Below are 20,880 nucleotides of genomic sequence, written 5' to 3' on the forward strand. Positions count from 1 at the left end.
CTGCGTGAGCACTCAGTCTGCCGAGACCCAGTCCGCCGAGACGACGGCCCAGCCCGCGCCCGCCGCCGGGCCGCAGGCCCCGCAGGCCCCGCAGGCCCCGGCCCCGCCGCCGGAGCCCGCGCCCGCGCCGGAGCGGGCCGAGCCGGCGTCCGGGCCGGTCCACGTCACGATCGTGCTGCCCTGCTACAACGAGCAGGACCACGTGATCGACGAGGTCGAACGCATCTGCGCGGCGATGGACGGCAGCGGCAAGACTTATGAGCTGCTGGCCGTCGACGACTGCTCGACCGACGCGACGCTCGCCCGGCTGCAGGAGGCGGCGCCCCGCTTCCCGAACATGCGGGTCATCGCGTTCCAGCACAACAGCGGCTCGGGCACGGTCCGGCGCATCGGCTCCCAGCAGGCCCGCGGCGAGATCGTCGTGTGGACGGACGCCGACATGTCCTACCCCAACGAGCGGATCCCCGAGCTCGTGGACCTCCTGGACACCGACCCGTCGATCGACCAGGTCGTCGGGGCGCGCACGAGCGAGGAGGGGTCGCACAAGGCGCTGCGGGTCCCCGCGAAGTGGTTCATACGCAAGGTCGCCGAGCGGCTCACCAACAGCAGGATCCCCGACCTGAACTCGGGGCTGCGCGCGTTCCGCCGCGAGGTGTCGCTGCCGTACCTGCGGCTTCTGCCGCCCGGCTTCTCCTGCGTCACGACGATCACGATCGCGTTCCTGTCGAACCAGCACCCGGTCCGCTACGTGCCGATCGACTATGCCAAGCGGGCGGGGAAGTCGAAGTTCCACTTCACCAAGGACGCCTACCGCTACATCCTGCAGGTGCTGCGGATGGTCATGTACTTCAACCCGCTCAAGGTGCTGATGCCGCCCGCGCTGTGGCTGATCCTGATCGGCCTGGGCAAGGGCGTGTTCGACATGATCGTGCACTTCGGCTACTTCGCCAACAACACCATCATGATCTTCGTGACGGGGTTGATCATCGCGTCGCTGGCGCTGCTCGCCGACCTGATCGTCCGGTCGCGCGGCGACGTCTAGCGTGATGCTGACGTCCGGCGGCACGCCGGGGAGGCCGCGCGTCGCGATCGTCGGGCCCGCGTTCCCCTACAAGGGCGGCGGCGCCCACCACACCACCGAGCTGGCGCACCGGCTGGCCGCCGCGGGCCACGACGTCGTCATCGAGTCGTGGCGCGCCCAGTACCCGGGGTTCCTGTATCCGGGGCAGCAGACGATCTCCGAGCCGGAGGGGGAGCCGTTCCCCGGCACCCGGCGCCGGCTCGACTGGCGCCGCCCGGACGGCTGGTGGCGCACCGGCCGCGCCCTGCGCGCCTACGACCTGGTCGTCCTGGCGGTGCTGAGCCCGGTTCAGGTGCCGTCCTACCTGGGGATCCTCTCCGGGCTCCGGCGCGGCACCCGGGCGGTGGCGCTGTGCCACAACGTCCTGCCGCACGAGCGCAAGCGCTACGACGAGCCGCTGATGAAACGGCTGCTGCGGAAGGTCGACGGTGTCCTCGTCCACTCCGAGGCGCAGGCGGAGCTGGCGCGCACGCTCACGGGACGTCCCGTGCGGGTCGCGGAGATGCCCGCGCACCTGCCCGTGACGGCCGCCCGCCCGTCCGGCGACGCGAAGGTGCGGCGCCGGCTGCTGTTCTTCGGGATCGTCCGCCCGTACAAGGGGCTGGACGTCCTCCTGCGCGCCCTCGCGAAAGGCCCGGACGACGTGGCGCTGACCGTCGCGGGCGAGTTCTGGGGCGGGCTGGACGAGACGCGCGAGCTCATCCGGTCGCTGGACCTGACCTCGCGGGTGGAACTGCGTCCCGGCTACGTCCCGGCCGCCGACGTCCCGGGGCTGTTCGCCGCCGCCGACGCGCTCGTCCTGCCGTACCGGACGGCGACCGCGTCGCAGAACGTGTGGATGGCCTACGAGTACGGCCTGCCGGTGATCGCGACCGACGTCGGCGGGTTCGCGGACCAGATCCGCGACGGGACCGACGGCCTGGTCTGCGCGCCCGGCGACGTGGCGTCCCTCACCGGCGCGCTGGACCGGTTCTACGCGCCGGGTGAGCCGGAGCGGCTGCGCTCCGGCGTCCACCCGGTCGACCACGGCCCGGTGTGGGCCGCCTATCTCGACGCGCTCACAGGTGGGGTTCGATGACCTTCAGCAGGGCGCGCTTGGGCTTGGCGCCGACGATCTGCTCGACGACCTGGCCGTCCTTGTAGAGGAGCAGCGTCGGAAGGCCCATCACGTTGTACTTGTTCGGCGTCACGGGGTTCGCGTCGTAGTCCAGCTTCGCGATCTTGATCTTGCCGTCCTGCTCCGCGGCGATCTGCTCGAGCACCGGGGCGATCATGCGGCAGGGCCCGCACCAGTCGGCCCAGAAGTCGACCAGTACCGGGGTGTCGCTGCTGAGGACCTCGTCGGCGAACGTCGCGTCGGTCACGGTGATCGGGGCCGTCACGGTCCCTCCTTCGTTGGCTGCGTACCCCTCACAAGTTCCTTGGATCGCGGTTCATTCCCCGAGCCCGGCGTCGTACGCCCCAGCAGGAACGCGACCCCCGCGTTGATGAGGTCGGCGATGGTCAGCAGCACCCGGGAGGCGATCGCGACGACGACCGGCGCGCCCGCCGGCAGCACCGGCGTCAGCACCACCGTCAGCGCGGCCTCCCGCGCCCCGATGCCGCCGGGCGCGATGAAGACGAGGAACCCGGCGACGAACGCCAGCGCGTACGCGCCCGTCGCGAGGAACGGCAGGCCCTTGCCCTCGCCGCCCACGGCCATGCACAGCAGCCAGGTGTGCACGCCGAAGAGGATCCAGCCGAGGACCGTCCAGCCGACGGCCCTGAGCGTCACGCCCAGGCTCACCGGACGTTCCAGCGGCGGCCGCCGGATGATCTTGAGCATCAGCCCCAGGCACCAGGTCACGATCCTCGGGTGCAGGAGGATCAGCAGGACGGGCGCCAGCGGGAACAGGAACCAGTACGTCTCGCGCGCCGCCACCGACGTCAGCGGCAGCGTCACCGCCGCCACCGCCAGCCCGCACGCGGTGGACGTCGCCACCGCCAGCAGCGTCGATCCGAAGCTCCGCTCGGGCGGCACGTCGTGCTCCCGCGTCATCTCGATCTGTGTCACCAGCGCCCACACCTTGCCGGGGACGTACTTGCCGAGCTGGGAGATCCCGGAGATCCGGAAGATGGCGCGCACCGGCAGCGGCGACCCGAGGCCGCCGAGGAACTCCCGCCATCCGAGCATCCAGACGAAGAGGCCCGCCAGGCCCACCGCGAGCGCCCCGGCCAGCGCCACCCAGGACATCTGCTGGAACGCGGCCACCGTCGCGTCCCACTGGGAGGCCACGCTGTAGGCGCAGAACGCCAGCGCGAGCATCACCAGGAACACCCGCAGCGCCCGCACGGCGACGACCTTCATCTTCACGCGCCCAGCGTAGGCGAACGCGACCTCGCGGCCGTCCGCTCGGCCTACAGTTGGGAACGATGAAGATCTCGGATGTGGTCGCCTTCATGGGCCACCAGGTACACGTGTGCCGGTACCGCGAGGCGGGGACGCTCCTCGGCTGGATGGGGCGGGACCTGCGCGGCCGGCGCGTCCTCGACGTCGCCGGCGGCGACGGCTACTGGGCGGGACAGGCGCGCAAACGCGGCGCCGACGCCGTCTCGATCGACCTCGCCCGCGGCAAGATGGTGTACGGGCGGACGCTCGCCCACGCGCCCGCCCTGATCGAATGCGACGCGCTGCGCCTCCCGTTCGGCGACGGCTCGTTCGACGCGATCCTGTCCGTCTGCGCGATCGAGCACTTCGACGACGGCGGCAGGTCCCTGGACGAGATGGCGCGGGTCCTCAAGCCCGGCGGTGACATCTTCATGTCCGCCGACGTGCTGAGCCGCGCCGACGCCTGGCCGAAGCTGCGCGACGCGCACAAGGCCAAGTACCACGTCCAGCACACCTACACCCATGACAGCCTTGGCAAGCTGATGGACGAGCGGGGCCTGGACCTCGTCAGGCACAGCTACCAGTTCCGCACGGCAGCCACCGAACGCCTCTACCTGTCGCTGTCCACATACGGCGGCAAGGTCGGCTTCAACGCGGCCGCGCCCTTGACGCCCCTCGTCGCCCTCGCCGACCGCAAGGCCCCGAACGAGCGCGGCAGCATCGTGTTGATTCATGCGCGCAAGAGGTAGGTGTCCGGAGGGTGGGGGCGGCCTCACATTGAGAGGTAGTTCTCCTGGGGGTGTGTGGGGCGGTATCCACATGGAATCGCGATGAATGACGTGCCCCGAGTGGGGTGCAGACGGGCGTAGGCTCGAACAGTAAAGAGTGATCTACGCCACCGCGAGAGGGGGAGTGGACCGTGGCGCCTCGGATTCTGCTCGACGCCACCGCCGTGCCGGCCGACCGCGGCGGGCTCGGCCGGTACGTCGACGGGCTGCTTTGCGCCCTGCATGCGCAGGGCGCGGACCTGGCCGTCGTCTGCCAGCGTGCGGACGAGGAACGCTACGGGGGCCTCGTCCCCGGAGCGCGAATCGTCGCCGGCCCGGCGGCGCTGTCGCACCGCGCCACCCGCCTGGCCTGGGAACAGTCGGGTCTCCCGCACGTCGCCGAACAGGTCGCCGCGGACGTCATCCACCTGCCCACCTACACGATGCCGGTGAGCGCGGCGCTGCCCACGGTGGTGACGATCCACGACGTGACGCAGTTCGCCGAACCGGAGGCGCACGACCCGGTCCGCGCCACCTACATCAAGTCGGCGATCCGCACCGCCGCGCGCCGCGCCACCCGGCTGATCGCCCCGTCCCGCGCGACCCGCGACGAACTCGTCCGGCTGCTCGCCGCCGACCCCGCGAACATCGACGTCGCCTACCACGGCGTCGACCACACGGTGTTCCACAGGCCCTCCGAAGCCGAGATCAAGCAGGTCTCCGACCGGCTGGGCCTGCACGGCCACCCCTACGTCGCCTACCTGGGCGCGCTGGAGCCGCGCAAGAACGTCCCGAACCTGATCCGCGGCTGGGTGCGGTCCTGCGCGGACCGCCCGGACGCCCCGGCGCTCGTCCTCGCGGGCGGCGGAGGCTGGGACGACGAGGTCGACGCCGCCCTCGCCACCGTGCCGCTGGACCTGCGCGTCCTGCGCCCCGGCTACCTGCCCTGGCCGTCCCTCCCCGGGTTCTTCGGCGGCGCCCTCGTCGTCGCCCTCCCCAGCCGCGGCGAGGGCTTCGGCCTGCCCGTCCTGGAGGCCATGGCCTGCGGCGCGCCCGTCCTCACCACCCGCCGGGGCCCCCTCCCCGAGGTGGGCGGCGACGCGGTCGCCTACACCGAACCCGACCCGCCCGGCATCGGCGCCGCCCTCGACGCCCTCATCGACGACCCGTCCCGCCGCGCCGAACTCGCCGACGCCGCCCACGTCCGCTCGCGGCAGTTCTCCTGGTCGGCGTCCGCGGAGGCGCACATGGCCTCCTACCAGCGAGCCGTCGACCAGCACGAAAAATCCCGAGGCTCCCGCACCCGCTAGGCTCGCTCGCACCACACGCCGGTGGAGAAAGGAACCGAGTGGAAGCGATCCTGCTGGTGGGAGGCCAGGGCACCCGCCTGCGCCCCCTGACCATCTCCACCCCCAAGCCCCTGCTTCCCACGGCCGGGGTGCCGCTGCTTGAGCATCAGCTGACGCGAGCGCGCGACGCGGGCGTGACCCGCATCGTGTTCGCCACGTCCTACCGCGCCGAGATGTTCACCGAGGCGTTCGGCGACGGTACGCGACTCGGCTTGGAGATCGTCTATGTGACCGAGGACGAACCGCTCGGCACGGCGGGCGCGATCCGCAACGCCTCCGCTGCGCTGACATGTGCCGACGACAGCCCAGTCCTCATCCTGAACGGGGACATCCTGTCCGGGCACGACATCTCCGCCCAGATCGCCGCGCATGAGAAGGACGACGCGGCGGTGACCCTGCACCTGACCCTGGTGGACGACGCCCGGCGGTACGGTTCGGTGCCGACCTCGCCGGACGACCGCGTGCTCGACTTCGTGGAGAAGTCCCCGAACCCGCCGACCAACCAGGTCAACGCCGGCTGCTACGTTTTCCGCCGCTCGGTGATCGACAGTATCCCCGCCGGACGGGTGGTGTCCGTAGAGTATGAGACCTTCCCCGGGCTACTGGCCAAGGGAGAGACGATCTGCGGCTACGTCGAGGCCGCCTACTGGCTGGACGTTGGGACGCCTGCCGCATTCGTCAAGGGCGTCACCGACCTGGTCCTCGGTGCCCTGGCGTCCCCGGTCCTCACAGCGAACGAGCACGGCGTGCTCCTCCTCGACAACGCGACCGTCGCACCCACCGCCCGGGTCGGCGGCGGCACGGCGGTCGGCGCGGGCGCGAGCATCGGCGCGGACGCCCGTGTCGAGTCCAGCGTCCTCTTCGACGGCGCCGTCATCGAGCCGGGCGCCCGCGTGATCCGCTCCGTGGTCGGCGCCGGTGCGCGCGTCTGCTCCGCCGCCGTCCTGGAGGACTGTGTCATCGGTGATGGCGCGACCGTCGGCCCCGGCAACGAATTGCTCAACGGCGCCCGAGTCTGGCCGAATGTGGCACTTCCCGCCACCGCAATCCGCTTCTCCCCCGAGTAGTCGTTAGCCGCGAGGATGACTTCCGGCGGTGCACACCGGATTGGCGAATATCCTCGATGCCGAGACCTGGCGGGTGGCCCGTGACGCAGGAAGTACATCGTCGACAGGGAGAGCATGCTCGCCGTCGTGTCCCTGTGATCAGGACGCGAAGTATGCCGACACCAGCGCCGCCGCGCGGGGAATGTCGTCGGCATGTGCGTGGCCGCCGGACCATACGAAGAGCCACGTGGTGCCGGGGCCGCGGACACAGGCGATCAGGATCGTACGCCGGGGATTCAGCCTGACGCAGCGCAGGAAGCAGGTGCCGTAGGACGGGGTCACCCAGGAGGGGAGCCCACGGCGTTCGAGTTCGCCGCACAGCGCGGCGAGGAGATCCACACGCCGGCGTTCGTGTGGGTTCATGGGAGCGGGCACCTGGCCCACACGACCTTGCCTCCGTCCGGGGACGGCCGGTCGCCCCAGCTCTCGGCCAGGAACTCGATGATCTGCAAGCCTCGGCCGCCGATGTCGTTCGCCGTCGCCCGCTTGCGGCGGGGACGGCTGGGCGACGCGTCCGTGACCTCGATGGTCAGCGTCTCGGAGTCCATGAGCAGCCGCATCGTGACCATGCCACGGCTGGCCGCGATGGCGTTGGTGAGCAGTTCGCTCACGATGAGGGCCACGTTGTCGGCCATGGCCGCGAGTCCCCACTTGTTCAGGTGGACCTCGGCTAGATCACGGCCCAATCTCACAGAGGACGGCACCGGGAACAAGTCCCGCCTGAACTCTTGAGAATCATCGTAGTGCCGCACAGTGATCGCCACCTCGCGCTCCGGATATGAGTTTCACGTTTCGCACTCACAGCGTGACGCTCCGGCATTACCTTCGGTAGGTAGCAGCGGACATCGCATACCAGGAGGTCCCCCCGATGGGTGTCGCAGACTCGCTCGACCCGATGGACTCGCACTTGCACTGGATGGCCTATGACCTGCGTAGACTCCGGCAGAAGGAGGGCATCTCGCAGGCCCGGCTGGGGCGCGTGATCGGTGCCGCGAAGCAGACCGTATGCAATTACGAGGCGAACGAGCGGAGGCTCACCGCGGAGCAGGCGAAGGTTCTCGACCGCCGCTGGGACACCGGTGGCCACTTCCAGCGCCTGCTGATGTACGCCCGCCGCGCCTACGACCTCAACGGGCGCCGCCAGCACCTGAAGTACGAGGCCGTGGCGGACGTGCTGCGGATCTTTGAGCTCGCCATCGTCCCCGGTGTCTTCCAGACGGAGGAGTACACGCGCGCCCTCTTCACCGCCGCCCGGTCGAAGCAGATCGAGAAGCAGGTGGCGCAGAGGCTCGCTCGGCAGGAGATCCTCTTCGGTACGGACCCACCGGACGTCTGGGTGCTGCTCGACCAGGCCGTCCTCGATCGTCCCATCGGTGGTCGCCGCGTCATGGCCGAGCAGCTGGCCCGGATCCTCACTCTCACCGAGACGGCCAATGTGGTCGTGCGCGTGGTCCCTCGGTCGACGGGTGCCTATTTCGGGCTTATGGGTGCCTTCAAGATCCGCACGCTCGAACAGGGCGATGTCGCGTATGTCGATGCGTTGGGCAGTGGCAGACTGGTGCTCGATACCGCCGAGGTGCGGACGTTCGGGAAGGGCTTCGAGCAGATCGGCGCGCAGGCTCTGCCCGAGATCCCCCTAGCGACGACTGATCGAGCGCACGATGGAGTCCTTGAGATGAACCCCCGCGCCAGGTGGCGGAAGTCAAGTCACAGCGGCATGACCGACAACTCCGATTGCGTGGAGGTCGCTCGGTTGTCGGAGACCGTGGGTGTCAGGGACTCCAAGAGGCCGGAGGCGGGGAGTCTGGCCCTTCCTGTCGAGGCTTTCGCTGCCCTGGTCGTCCGCATCAAGCGGGGCGAGTGGGCTCGCTGAACGTGATCGACGGCCGATGTCGCGGGTGTCCCGCGCTCAGGTGACCGCGTCGGAGACGATGCGTTCCACGGCGGCGGGCACGGGCGTTCCCGAGGCGTTCACCGCCACGACGTTCGCGGCCGTGCCGGTGGCCCCGAGCACGACGAACCGCGCCTTGGCGAAGCTCTCGGCGTTCGCCGCGACGGTGTCGGTGGCCAGTTGCCCGGCCGCCAAGATGATGCCGCAGTGGCGCTGCACGAGGCTCGCCAGATAGGGCCGCGCGTTCGCCATGGTCGCAGGGGCGGGCACGGCGAGGTACTGAATCTTGGCGTGGGTCTTGAGCGAAGCCCTCTGCATCCCCTCCCAGACGGGTGCGGCCTCCTTGCCGGCGATGCCGCGGGAGTCGGTGAGCAGGCATGCCTTGAAGGCCAGGTACTCGCGGGCACGCGGCTTGGGCGATGGTGCCAGCACGGCGAAACAGATCCCGCCCGCCACCGCTGCGGTGAGCGCCACGATGACGGAGGCCCGCCATCTGGGAGAGAGGCGTTTCCACCGCTCCCGCCCGGCTCTGGTGACTCCCGCCGTCGCCCCGATCACCCGCCGGAGCCTTGTCCCGGTCTCCGGCCGCCGGTGCTCACGGGGCCGTGCGCGGGGTTGCGGCATGGGGGTTGCCTCATCTCTTCCGGAGCATCGAAGGGTCCTCAACGGTTTCCGGGTGATCTGTCTCCCCCTCGATGACGATCCTGAAACCCGGATTACCGGATCTGGCTGGTATGGGTTTCAACTCTTGCACCATGCAACGATCGGGGTTAACTTTCCGGCTGTTTGGAAGTTATGGGAGAAAAGTTCACATTGAGTTGATTTGTCCCCATGCGACGATCGGCTCCAGGAGAGGCCGGGTGCTCGGTGCCGAACTCGCAGGTTCTGGGCATCGTGATCGTCTTGTCGTTTCTCGGCATCATCGCCGCCGGGGGCGCTTACGCAGGTGGTGCTCTGTACCGCCTCATGCTGTGGCGCAGGCGTCCCCATGCCGCCCGCAGGCCCCGGCCCCGCCATGGGCCGGGTGCGATGCGTCCACTCCGCCGGAGCGCAGCGGCCAGGCGCACCGCGATCATCGTGTGCGTGGCCCTCGTGTTCATGGCCACCGAACAGCCCGCCATCGCGGCCGAGGGCATGCCGGAGGTGTCGTTCGCGGGCGTCACCGGGATGTTCAAGTGGCTGACCGGCGAACCCGCCCCGGATTGGGGACACCTGCCACAGCAGAGGTCGGGGACCGCGGCCGGACGCTCGCACTCGGCGCCGACCGCCGCGACGCGGGCGGGACACGGCACCGGCCGCAAGCCCGGCCACGGGCGCGGAGAACTGCCCGCCTACGAGCACGGCGGCCGGAAGGTCCCCAAGGGGCGCAGCGGCCACGGCCAGGTCGGGTTCTCCAAGAGCACCAGCCGCCGGGTCGCCGCGAAGTCCACGGCGACGACCGACTACTACCGCAACGCCGACGGCTCGCACACGCGCAAGTTCGCGCAGGGACCGATCAACTACCGCGACGGGAACGGCGACTGGCGGCCGATCGACACCACCGTCCGGCAGGGCCGCGACCACCGCTGGCACCAGCGGGCCAACTCGCTCTCGGTGAGCTTCGCGCCCAAGGCGTCCGACGCGCGGCTGGCCCAGGTGAGCGGGGACGACGGTCGGCGGCTGGCCTACGCGCTGCAGGGCGCGGCGCCCGTGACCCCGACCGTCTCGGGTTCCATGGTCACCTACCCGGACGTGCTCCCGTCCACGGACCTGTCGGTCTGGCCGACCGCGACCGGTGTGAAGGAGGCGATCGTCCTTCATTCGGCGCAGGCGGGGAACTCGTGGGTGTTCCCGCTGAAGCTGAAGGGTCTCACCCCGAGGAAGGCCGCGGACGGCTCCATCGAGCTGCTGGACGGATCCGGCGAGCCGGCCGGCCGGATCCCCGCCGGCTACGCGACCGACTCGAAGATCGGCAAACGTTCGGGCGAGGGGACGAGCACGCACGCCGTCGCCTACGGGCTCACCGAGGTGCACGGCGACCCCGCGCTGACCGTGACGCTGGACGAGACGTGGCTGCACGCACCCGAGCGCGTGTTCCCCGTGACCGTCGACCCGTCCTACAACAACCTGCTCACCTGGGACACCACCTACGCCGAGTCCGGCATCGCCCCGGGCGACCACTCGATGGAACAGACCATCAAGGTCGGCTCCTGGGACGCGGGCCCGCACAGCGCGAACTCCTTCCTGAAGTTCCCGCGCGCCGGGATCGACGGCTCCCAGGTCACCGTCTCGTCGGCGAAGCTCCAGCTCTTCGACACCTGGGCGTCCACCTGCACTGCGGAACGCTTCGACGTCGCCGCCGTCACCGAGCCATGGACGGCGTCCAAGGTCGTCTCCTACCCGGGGCCGTCGCACGGCGCCTCGATCGGGCACGCGACGCCGTACGTCCCGAACGCGTGCGCGAACACCGGCGCCGACCGCACGGTGGGCGACTGGGTGACGGTCAACCTGTCGACCGGCACGTTCAACGACTGGGCGGCGGGACAGGACGACTACGGGCTCGCCCTGTACGCCTCGACGGCCGACAGCCTGCACTGGAAGCAGTTCAACACCGCCTTCGCACCGACCGGCACCCCGATACTGGCCCTCACCTACACCGGCGCGATGCTTCCCCAGGTGTACGGCCAGATCCCGGCCAGCGGCCACCGCGCCGACACGCTGACCCCCCAGCTGACCGCCTGGGGCGGCCGCGACCCCAACCTGGCGGCCACGCTGAAGTTCCAGTTCCGTGTCCTCGACGCCGACGGGGAGACGGTCGCCGACTCCGGGCTGGTGACCCCGCCCGCACCGTCATCGACGGCCACGTGGAAGGTACCCGCGGGCACGCTCGAATGGGGCCATACCTACTACTGGGGCGCGGTGGCCTTCGACGGCATCAACTATTCGGCGGCGCCCACGCTGAACCAGCTGGTCGTGAGCGTTCCCCAGCCGGCGATCACGTCGAGCCTGGCGCGGAACTCGGGCCACGACTTCGACCCCGCGATCGGGAACTACACCTCGACGGCGACGGACGCCGACATCGCCACGGTCGGACCGAGCCTGTCGGTCGTCCGCGACTACAACTCCCGTGACCCGCGGACCTCCGGCGGGTTCGGGACGGGCTGGTCGAGCGTGTTCGACGCCAAGGCCACCGAGTGGTACACACCGTCCGGGGCCGTCCGCAGCGTCGCGGTCACCTATCCCAACGGCTCCACCGTCGGGTTCGGGAAGAACCCCGACGGATCGTTCACCCCGCCGTCCGGCCGGTTCGCGACGTTCACCTCGATCAGCGGCGGTTACCGGCTGGTCGACAAGAACGACACCGTCTACACCTTCGGCCACGCGCTCGGCTCCGGCGCCTATGGCATCACCTCGGTCGCCGATGCCTCGGGCCGGACGGTGGACTTCACCCGGGCGTCCGGGCACATCACCGCGATGACGTCGCAGGCGTCCGGGCGGTCGCTGCACCTGACCTGGTCCACGCCGCAGGACGCCACGAGCCCGCATGTCGCGACCGTCGTCACCGACCCGGCCGATCCTGGCGACCCGTCAACCGCTCTGACCTGGACGTACTCCTACACCGGGGACCGGCTCTCGGTGGTGTGCTCCCCCGAGGATCAGGCCCCGGACTGCACCCGGTACGGCTACCAGAGCGCGTCTCCCCACTACGAGCAGGTACTCGACGAGGGCGCGTCGTCGTTCTGGCCGCTGGCGGAGGGATCGGGGACGACGGCGGCGAGTGCCGTACTGATCAACGAGGGCGCCGACAACGGCACCTACTCCAACGTGACGCTCGGGCAACCGGGACCGCTCACCCCCGCCACCGCGACCGCCGCCGGATTCAACGGCTCCTCGTCCAAGGTGACCCTGCCCGATCTGCACATGGGCGTGTCCACCACCGAGTCGGTGTCGATGTGGTTCAAGACCTCGCAGGGGCCCGGCGTACTGCTCTCCTACTCCGACAAGGAGATCAAGGCCAGCAATACCGAGGGCAACTTCACGCCCGCCCTCTACATCGGGACAGACGGCAAGCTGATGGGCACCTTCTGGTGGGACGGGCAGACCCCGAACCCGATCAGCACCACCGGATCGGTCGCCGACGGTGCCTGGCACCACGTGGTGCTGTCGGGTTCACCGACCGGCCAGACGATGTGGCTGGACGGCACCCAGGTCGGCACCGGGCCGGGAGCGTCCTCCTACGACTTCAACTTCCAGCCGTCATCGTTGAGACATCACTACCTGGGCACCGGCTACCTCGGCTGGACATGGCCCGACCAGCCGCACTACAGCACGACGTCCTACACCGTTTACGGCACCTACTTCAACGGCTCGATGGCCGATGTGGCGCTGTTCGGCAAGCCCCTCGTCCAAGCCGACGTCACCTCGCTCTACAACACCGGGACCCGGCCGACGAGCCTGCTGTCCTCGATCACCAAGCCGTCGGGTGACAGCTACGCCACAGTTGCCTACGACCCGCTGACGTCGACCGTCACGCACGTCGCCGACCAGAACGGCGGCTCGTGGGACCTGTCCGCCCCCACCGTCACCGGCACGTCGCAGGTGTACCGGGCCGCCGTGCTCGGCTCCCGGCCCGCGTCCTACTACCGCTTCGGGGAGGCGGCCGGCGCGCCCCAGGCCGTGGGCGAGACCAACTCCGCGACGGCGGAGTACTCGAACGTGACGCTGGGAACCGCGGGACCGTTCGACGATGCCACAACGGCGGCCTTCGACGGCACGTCGTCGTACGTACGGCTGCCCATCGACGACCAGGTACAGACTTCACCCGGTTCGATCGAGATGTGGTTCAAGGTCCCGGCAGGCAATACCGCGGGCGGCGTGCTCTTCGGCGAGCAGTCCGAACCCATCGGTCCGCCCGCTGGAAACTACGTACCGGCCCTGTATGTCGGGACCGACGGCAAGATGCACGGCAAGTTCTGGGACACCAACCACACCCAGAACGGCCTGGTCTCCGAAAAGAAGGTCAACGACGGCGTCTGGCATCACGTGGCGCTCGCGGCCGGGACCGACGGCCAGACGCTGTATCTGGACGGTGTCGCGCAGGGCTCGACGAACGCGGCGCTGGTCACGACCGGGGTGAACTACGTGTACGTCGGCGCGGGTGCGTCCGGAGGCAACTGGCCGGCGCAGCCGGTCAACACCGCCGGCTACTTCACCGGGTCGATCGCCGAGTTCGCCTTCTACCACTCGAAGCTCTCCGGCGAGGATGTCGTCCGGCACTACACGGCGGGCCGCAACTCGCGGGGTCTGGCCCCGACCACGACCGTCAACCTCACCGACCCCGGCGGCAAGACGCTGGTCCGCCGGTACGACCCGGGCCGCGGGAACCGCCCGATCTCCAAGACCGACGGCCTCGGTCACCGGACCACGTTCGGCTACGACTCCGGCGGCTACCTGCACACCGTCACCGACCCCAACGGGAACGTGAAGATCACCGGGCATGACGTGCGCGGCAACGCCGTCTCCGAGACCACCTGCCAGGACCAGGTCGCCCAGGAGTGCTCGACGACCTACACGACGTACCTGCCCGACGACACCAGCACGCAGCTGACGCCCGATCCGAAGAACGACCTGGTCGCCACCGTCCGGGACGGCAGGTCGTCGGGACCGTCCGACGACGCCTACAAGACGTCCTACGCCTACGACGACGCGGGAAACCGCACTGCGGTGACGACGCCGCCGGTGGCGGGCTTCCCGGAGGGCCGCACGACCAGGATCTCCTACACCGACGGCACCACGGTCGCCGCCGCAGACTCCGGATTCGCGCCGGCGGGGCTTCCCTACAAGACGGTGTCGCCTGGCGGGGCCGTCAACACCATCGCCTACCTGCACACCGGCGACGTCGCCTCGGTGACCGACGCCGCCGGGAAGATCACCAGGTACACCTACGACGGTCTCGGACGCGTGCTGACCGGAACCGAGGTGTCCGACACCTATCCGGCCGGCCTGACGACGTCCTACACCTACGACAAGATGGGCCAGGTCCTCACACAGACCGACCCACCGGTCACCAACCGTGTGACGGGTGCCGTGCACACCCGCAGGACGACCTCGGTCCACAACGCCAACGGCGCGGTCACCTCCATAACCGTCAGCGACCTGACCGGTGGGGACGCCTCCCGGACCACGTCCACCGCGTACAACGCGCACGGCCAGGTCGTCTCCCGCACCGACGCCCTAGGGCGGGTCACCAAGCTCAGCTACGACGCCTATGGCAACAAGGCGACCGAGGAGAGCCCACGCGGCATCACCACCGCCTACACCTACGACCCCAACGGCCAGCAGCTGACGCAGACCCTCAAGAACTACACCGGCGACCCGAACGATCCGCAGCCCGCCGCAGACCTGGTGGAGTCGTCGCGTGCCTACGACCCCGCCGGTCGGCTCGCCTCGCTGACCGACTCGATGGGCAACACCACGTCCTACACCTACACCGACAACGACCTGGTCGCGACGGTCACGCGCACCGCCCCCGGCGGCACCGGCACCTTCGTCGTGCGCTCCACCACCTACGACGGCGCGGGCAACCCGGTCCGGCAGGTCACCAACAACGGCGCCACCGTCACGACGCAGACCGTCGACGCCGCGGACAGGACCGTCTCCACCACGGTGGACCCGTCCGGAGTGGCGCGCACGAAGACGATCTCCTACACCCCCGACGACCAGGTCGAGAACACCACCGATGTCGCGCCGGGGCAGTGGCCGATGTCCACCTCCTACACCTATGACCCGATGGGCCGGAAGACCAGGGTGGCGCTGACGGCCGACGATCCGGGTCACCCGGTCGGCTGGTGGAAGCTCGACCAGACGTCCGGCGACATGGTCTCGGACTCCTCGGGCACCGGGAACGCCGCCCACGCCACCGGGGTGACCTGGAACGACCAGGCCGCCGAGTTCGGTGCGGCCTCCGGGCAGGAGATCGCCACCAACGGCCCGGTCGTCGACTCTTCGCAGAGCTTCTCGGTGTCGGCGTGGGTGAATCCGGCCTCGGTCGGCGGGCCCGGATCGCAGACGGCCGTGTCCCAGGACGGCACGTCCAGCAGCGGGTTCCGTCTGCAGTACGACGGCCCGGCCGACAAGTGGGCCTTCACCATGCAGGGCGCCGCCGGCAGCGCCTACTCCAGCGCCGCCCCATCGGCCGGGACGTGGACCCACCTCGTCGGCGTGTTCGACTCGGGCACGGGCGCGATGATGCTGTACGTCGACGGGACGGCCGAGGGCACCTCCACGAACGCGGTCCCCACCGCGGCCACCGGCGCGCTGGCGATCGGCCGCGGTCAACTGAACGGTGCCGCGGCCGAGCTGTTCGACGGGGCGGTCTCCAACGTCCAGGTCTACAACCGGGCGCTGTCGGCCGCCGACATCTCCAAGCTGCACGGCGAGGGACGTACCGGCGGGTCCGTCGCGTCGTGGACCACGGCCGTCACCAAGTGGAACCTGGACACTCGGGGCCTGCCGACCTCGATGGTGGACCCCATCGGTCATGCCACGCATTACACCTACGACGAGGCCGGGCAACTGGTCGTCACTGAGGCCCCGACCGTCAACACCGAGACCGGCGGCGGTTCCCCGGTGGCCGTGCACCCGGTCTCGATGACCGGTTACGACACCTTCGGTGAGAAGACCGAGACGCAGGACCCCAACGGCAACGTCATCACCATCGCCTACGACGCCGCCGGGCAGCAGGTGAGCACCACCCTGCCCGGCTACATCCCGCCAGGGGAGACCAACGCGATCATCGCCGTCGGCAACCGGGCCTACGACGACGACGGCAACCTCACCACCATCACCGACCCGCTCGGCAAGGTCACCCAGTTGGCGTACTCCCAACTCGGTGACGTCTCGTCGGTCACCGACGCCTCCGGCGGCGTCGCCAAGGCCGTCTACGACACCAACGGCGAGGTGCTGTCGACCACGAGCCCTACCGGTGCACAGACCCAGCTCACCTACGACTTCATGGGCCGCAAGATAACCAGGACGACGCTGGAGCGTTACCCATCGGCCGTTGCGGCCACCACCACCTACTCCTACGCGGAATCCCCGGACAACCCCGGCGGGGCCTTCCTGGCGACCGAGACCTCGCCCGGCGGGGCCACCACCCACTACCGCTACGACAAAGTCGGCGAGGTGAAGGAGTTCACCGACCCCTCGGGGAGCGTGACCGAGTACCGGTACGACCTGTACGGCCGCAACGTCAAGACCATCAACCCGGACGGCACCACCACCGTCCGGCGGCTCACCCGGTACGGGGTGCCCAAGCGCCTGATCTACAGGGACACCGACGGAACGACCGAGCTGGCCACCACGTCGGCCACCTACGACCCGATGGGCCGGCTGTGGTCGATCACCGACGCCAACGGGCACAAGACGAAGTTCATCCGTGACTCGCTCGGCAGGATCACCTCCGAGGTGCAGCCGGTCGACGCTACCCACTCGATCACGACGTCGTTCGGCTACGACGCGGTCGGCAACCGCACCCGGTTCACCGACGGCCGCGGCAATTCGTGGATCTACGGCCACAACACGTGGAACAAACCGGAGTCGGTCCTCGAACCCGCGACCGCCACCTACACTGCGGCGGGCGACCGGACGTCCACGGTCGCCTACGACGCCGGCGGCCGTCCCGTCCGCAACACCCTGCCTGGCGGCGTGACCGTCACGACCGGCTACGACGACCTGGGCCGGGTCACCGCCCAATCGGGAACCGGAGCCGACGCGCCCACCGCCGACCGGACGTTCACCTACGATCACGACGGCCGCATGTTGACCGCCGCGACCTCGGCCGCCGGGCCCGCCCCTGCCACCAGCGAGACGTTCACCTACAACGACCGCGGTCTCCTGCTCACCGCGTCCGGCTCCGCGGGCTCCAGTTCGTTCGCCTACGACAACGACGACCTGCTCACCTCACGCACCGACGCCGCCGGGACCACCACCTACGGCTACGACTCCGCCGACCGGCTGTCCACGCTCACGGACCCTGCCACCGGCACCACCCTCACCTACGGCTACGACACCATGTCGCAGCTCACCTCGATCGCCTACGGCGCCGGCGGCAACAACCGCACCTACACCTACGACCACCTGCACCGCCTCACCGGCGACACCCTCAAGACCTCCGCCGGCGCCACAATTGCCTCGATCGCCTACGGATACGACGCCAAGGGCAACGAGACGTCCAAGACCACCACCGGGTTCGGCGGCACCGTCCAGAACACCTACGCCTACGACTGGGCGAACCGCCTCACCACCTGGGACAACGGCACAACCGTCACCCCCTACGAGTACGACGACTCCGGCAACCGCACCCGCGTCGGCGCCGACGTCTACACCTACGACGCCCGCGACCAGCTCACCTCAGACGGCACCAACAGTTACACCTACACCGCCCGGGGGACACTCTCCGCCCAGGTCACGCCGACCCAGACACTGGCGGCCACCAGCGACGCCTATGGCCAGCAGGCCACCGTCGCCGCCCCTGCGGGCACCCAGACTTATGTCACCGACGCGCTCGGCCGCGTCATCACCGCCACTTCCACCGCCACTCCCAGCCGGACCTTCGCCTTCTCAGGCATGGGCAACACCCTGGCCTCCGACGGCACCCGCACCTACACCCGCGCCCCGGACGACTCTCTGGTCGGCATCGGCACATCATCCGGCGGCAGTGGCGTGCTGGCCTACCTCGACCAGCACGACGATGTGGTCGGCAACTTCACCTCGACCGGCGGTGCCCTCACCGGATCGGCCACCTACGACCCGCTCGGCAACGTCACCAACAGCACCACCATGTCCGGGCGGCTCGGCTTCCAGTCCGGCTGGACCGACGACACCACCGGCAAGGTCAACATGGCCGCCCGCTGGTACAACCCCGCCGTCGGCCAGTTCCAGAACAAGGACACCATCGCCCTCGACCCCGTCCCCGACTCGGCACAGGCCAACCCGTTCGCCTACGTCGGCGGTAACCCGCTGCTGGGCACCGACCCGAGTGGGCATTGCTGGAGTGGTTTCGGCCTGGTCTGCAAGGCGGCCAGTGCGATCAACCGCCATGTCATCCAGCCGATATGGCATGGCATCAAGTCGGCATACCACAAGGTCCAGCAGGGAGTCTCCTGGGCGGTCCGTCACACCCGGAACATCATTTCCGACATGCATCAAGCCTTCGAACGCCAGTTGCGTGTCTGGACGCAGGAGATCCGCGACCTTTCCCGCTGGATCCATCGGCAGGAGATGCGGGCGAAGGCCGCGGCCAAACGCGCCGCCGTGCGAGCACGAAAAGCGGCCGCAGCGGCTAAGAGACGCGCCATAGACACCTACAACAAGGCGTACAACCTTGGGAAATACGCCGTTTCGAAGACCGCGAAGGCGGTGCGGACCACGGCCACGTTCGTCAAGCACCACGGCGCCGCCATCACGTCCTTCGCTCTGGCCACTGCAACGTTCATTGGTTGTGAGGCCGTTATCGGTATCCCCACCGGTGGTGTGGGTGCGGTCGCCGGTGCCGCCGGTTGCGGGATGCTCGCCGGCATGGTCGCCGGCGCCATCGACCAGGGTTCCAAGTGCATGAAGGGGCAGAAGGGCGCCTGCTCGGCGGGCTCCTTCGGCAAGACGATGCTCATCGGTGGTGTCGGCGGCGCCATCGGAGGCGCGATCGGCGGCAGCCTGGGCGGCAAGCTCGCCCGCTCCGCGCTGGGCAAGATCCTGCCCAGGCTGGCCACCGATGCCTTGGAAGGCGCCGCCATCGGCGGCCTGTCAGGAGGCGCCACCGGTGGCATCGGCTACGGCCTGACCTGCCATGACCGCTCAGGCGGTTGCACGTGGTCCGGTGCGGCGGGCGCCGCCGGCACGGGCGCCGCGGTCGGCGCCATCGGCGGAGCCGCCGGCGGAGCCATCGCCGGCCGCCTGGCCGGTGGCTGCCGGTCGACCAGACCCCACAGCTTTGCCGCATCGACCCCGGTCCTGATGGCCGACGGCTCGGCCAAGCCGATCAGCAAGGTCAAGGCCGGCGACAAGGTCCTCGCCTCCGTCCCCGGCGGCCACACCGAAACCCACGAGGTCGAACGCGTCATCGTCACCCGCACCGACCACGACTTCGTCGACCTCACCATCGCCACCAGCCACCCGGCCCGCGGCCCCCCGGCAAAGATCACCACCACCACGACCCACCCCTTCTACGACATCACCCAGTCGGCCTTCGTGGACGCGGCCCACATCAAACCGGGCGACAAGCTCCAACAGCCCGACGGCACCACCGCCACCGTCACCAAGGTCCGCCGCTACACCGCCGCCCAGGTCACCTACGACCTGACCATCAACGGCCTCCACACCTACTATGTAGTCGCTGGCACCACCCCCGTCCTCGTCCACAACTGTGGGAACGCCAATGAACCTGAGAATCTGCTTGTACACGCGCGCCAGGATGCGGCTGCAAGCCCTACTACCAATCACGCTGCCGCCGTTTCGCGGAGCAGCTACACTGGTGAAACCGCATATGGTGAAAGCCTGGGATCAGTTCCGACAAACGTCGTCCCCGAACTCATGCCAAGATTGCATGCGGCACAGAAATTGGTCGGTACGGCAGACGCTCCTGAGCCATGGCAGCCCGGGACGTGTGCAGAGTTTCACTCATGCAACAACTTGCTACTCGTCGATCAACACTCGAGCCTGAGTGATCTCGAATATGCCACAATTAATAAGAGGACAGGAGCACCAAAGCGATCGTGTGGTTGGTGTGTGATGCTGCTAGGGGGCGAGGGAGGCGCGCGAGAGTTGACGCCTCCGTAGGTACATGGTAACAGAAGAGGAATTTACTGCCTTGGTAGGTCCTGCAGGATGGTTTCCATTCCGCAGGGTAGACACTAGCGCTGCGGTCGAGATGTGGACAGAACGTGGATTCGCTTTGTCAAGGGCAGCGGTGGCCTTTGTGGCAGAGTTCGACCAGATTAGCCTCGAGTATCCAAGGCACCCGTCTGTGGGAGGAATGCATACTTGCCTGCTTGACGCTGTACAAGCGACGAGATCCATTTATACAGAAACACTTAACTCGTACAGTGAACGCGTCCAAGAGCAGTTGTGCCCGATCGGACTTGCAGCTTCCTCTCATCTTGTTCTAATGATTGCTCCGACCGGGCGCATCTATGGCGGATATGCTAACTTTTTGGCCTACTACGGAAGTAATGGGCGTGAGGCGATCTGGAACATATGCCATCGAATAGATGGTCTCCGGATTGATGAGTCGACGCCTACTATATAGTCGTTGGGACCACCCACGTCCTCGTCTGTGACTGC

13 protein-coding genes are annotated in these 20,880 nt (G+C 69.0%); 8 read left to right on the top strand and 5 right to left on the bottom strand.

Annotation, left to right across the window (positions count from 1 at the left end; translation table 11 throughout):
* The first annotated feature begins 4 nt into the window (after window positions 1-4).
* Both AB0C35_RS06015 and AB0C35_RS06020 read left to right on the top strand, forming a co-directional pair.
* Window positions 5-1,042, top strand: a complete 1,038-nt coding sequence (locus tag AB0C35_RS06015; protein WP_358451152.1) for a glycosyltransferase family 2 protein — start codon at window positions 5-7, stop codon at window positions 1,040-1,042.
* 4 nt (window positions 1,043-1,046) lie between these two features.
* Window positions 1,047-2,159 (top strand): glycosyltransferase family 4 protein, encoded by a 1,113-nt coding sequence (locus AB0C35_RS06020; protein ID WP_358451823.1) that lies wholly within the window; start codon window positions 1,047-1,049, stop codon window positions 2,157-2,159.
* On the opposite strand, the gene trxA is transcribed toward AB0C35_RS06020, so the two are convergent.
* Entirely contained in the window at window positions 2,140-2,463 is a 324-nt protein-coding gene (trxA, locus tag AB0C35_RS06025; protein ID WP_358451154.1) for a thioredoxin, read from the bottom strand. The two genes, AB0C35_RS06020 and trxA, sit on opposite strands and share 20 nt — an antisense overlap.
* Window positions 2,460-3,428: a lysylphosphatidylglycerol synthase transmembrane domain-containing protein gene (locus AB0C35_RS06030; protein ID WP_358451825.1), complete on the bottom strand. Its 969-nt coding sequence runs from the start codon at window positions 3,426-3,428 to the stop codon at window positions 2,460-2,462. The genes trxA and AB0C35_RS06030 overlap by 4 nt, the downstream gene beginning before the upstream one ends.
* A 65-nt stretch (window positions 3,429-3,493) precedes the next feature.
* Between AB0C35_RS06030 and AB0C35_RS06035 the strand changes: the two genes are divergently transcribed.
* From AB0C35_RS06035 to AB0C35_RS06045, 3 genes are all read left to right on the top strand, one after another.
* A complete protein-coding gene (locus AB0C35_RS06035; RefSeq protein ID WP_358451156.1) occupies window positions 3,494-4,198 on the top strand; it encodes a class I SAM-dependent methyltransferase in 705 nt (234 codons plus the stop codon).
* 170 nt (window positions 4,199-4,368) lie between these two features.
* A complete protein-coding gene (locus AB0C35_RS06040; protein ID WP_358451158.1) occupies window positions 4,369-5,526 on the top strand; it encodes a glycosyltransferase family 1 protein in 1,158 nt (385 codons plus the stop codon).
* A gap of 38 nt (window positions 5,527-5,564) precedes the next feature.
* A complete protein-coding gene (locus AB0C35_RS06045) occupies window positions 5,565-6,632 on the top strand; it encodes an NDP-sugar synthase (protein WP_358451160.1) in 1,068 nt (355 codons plus the stop codon).
* A 138-nt stretch (window positions 6,633-6,770) separates the two neighbouring features.
* Here the strand turns inward: AB0C35_RS06045 and AB0C35_RS06050 are convergent, their stop codons facing one another.
* Both AB0C35_RS06050 and AB0C35_RS06055 read right to left on the bottom strand, forming a co-directional pair.
* On the bottom strand, window positions 6,771-7,034 hold the full coding sequence (locus tag AB0C35_RS06050; protein ID WP_358451162.1) for a hypothetical protein: 264 nt from the start codon (window positions 7,032-7,034) through the stop codon (window positions 6,771-6,773).
* On the bottom strand, window positions 7,031-7,435 hold the full coding sequence (locus AB0C35_RS06055) for an ATP-binding protein (RefSeq protein ID WP_358451164.1): 405 nt from the start codon (window positions 7,433-7,435) through the stop codon (window positions 7,031-7,033). The genes AB0C35_RS06050 and AB0C35_RS06055 overlap by 4 nt, the downstream gene beginning before the upstream one ends.
* Before the next feature lie 104 nt (window positions 7,436-7,539).
* Between AB0C35_RS06055 and AB0C35_RS06060 the strand changes: the two genes are divergently transcribed.
* Window positions 7,540-8,544 carry a Scr1 family TA system antitoxin-like transcriptional regulator gene (locus AB0C35_RS06060; RefSeq protein WP_358451166.1) on the top strand — a complete coding sequence of 335 codons (1,005 nt, stop codon included), beginning with the start codon at window positions 7,540-7,542 and terminating at the stop codon, window positions 8,542-8,544.
* A 36-nt stretch (window positions 8,545-8,580) separates the two neighbouring features.
* On the opposite strand, the gene AB0C35_RS06065 is transcribed toward AB0C35_RS06060, so the two are convergent.
* Window positions 8,581-9,120, bottom strand: a complete 540-nt coding sequence (locus AB0C35_RS06065; RefSeq protein ID WP_358451168.1) for a hypothetical protein — start codon at window positions 9,118-9,120, stop codon at window positions 8,581-8,583.
* 309 nt (window positions 9,121-9,429) lie between these two features.
* On the opposite strand from AB0C35_RS06065, the gene AB0C35_RS06070 reads away from it, so the two are divergent.
* Together AB0C35_RS06070 and AB0C35_RS06075 are read left to right on the top strand one after the other, a co-directional pair.
* On the top strand, window positions 9,430-20,376 hold the full coding sequence (locus tag AB0C35_RS06070) for a LamG-like jellyroll fold domain-containing protein (protein ID WP_358451170.1): 10,947 nt from the start codon (window positions 9,430-9,432) through the stop codon (window positions 20,374-20,376).
* A gap of 4 nt (window positions 20,377-20,380) precedes the next feature.
* The gene (locus AB0C35_RS06075) at window positions 20,381-20,845 is read left to right on the top strand and encodes an SUKH-3 domain-containing protein (RefSeq protein ID WP_358451172.1); all 465 of its coding nucleotides are present in this window, start codon (window positions 20,381-20,383) and stop codon (window positions 20,843-20,845) included.
* The last annotated feature ends 35 nt before the right edge of the window (window positions 20,846-20,880 follow it).

Source organism: Spirillospora sp. NPDC048819, assembly GCF_040650055.1.
GTDB lineage: Bacteria > Actinomycetota > Actinomycetes > Streptosporangiales > Streptosporangiaceae > Spirillospora.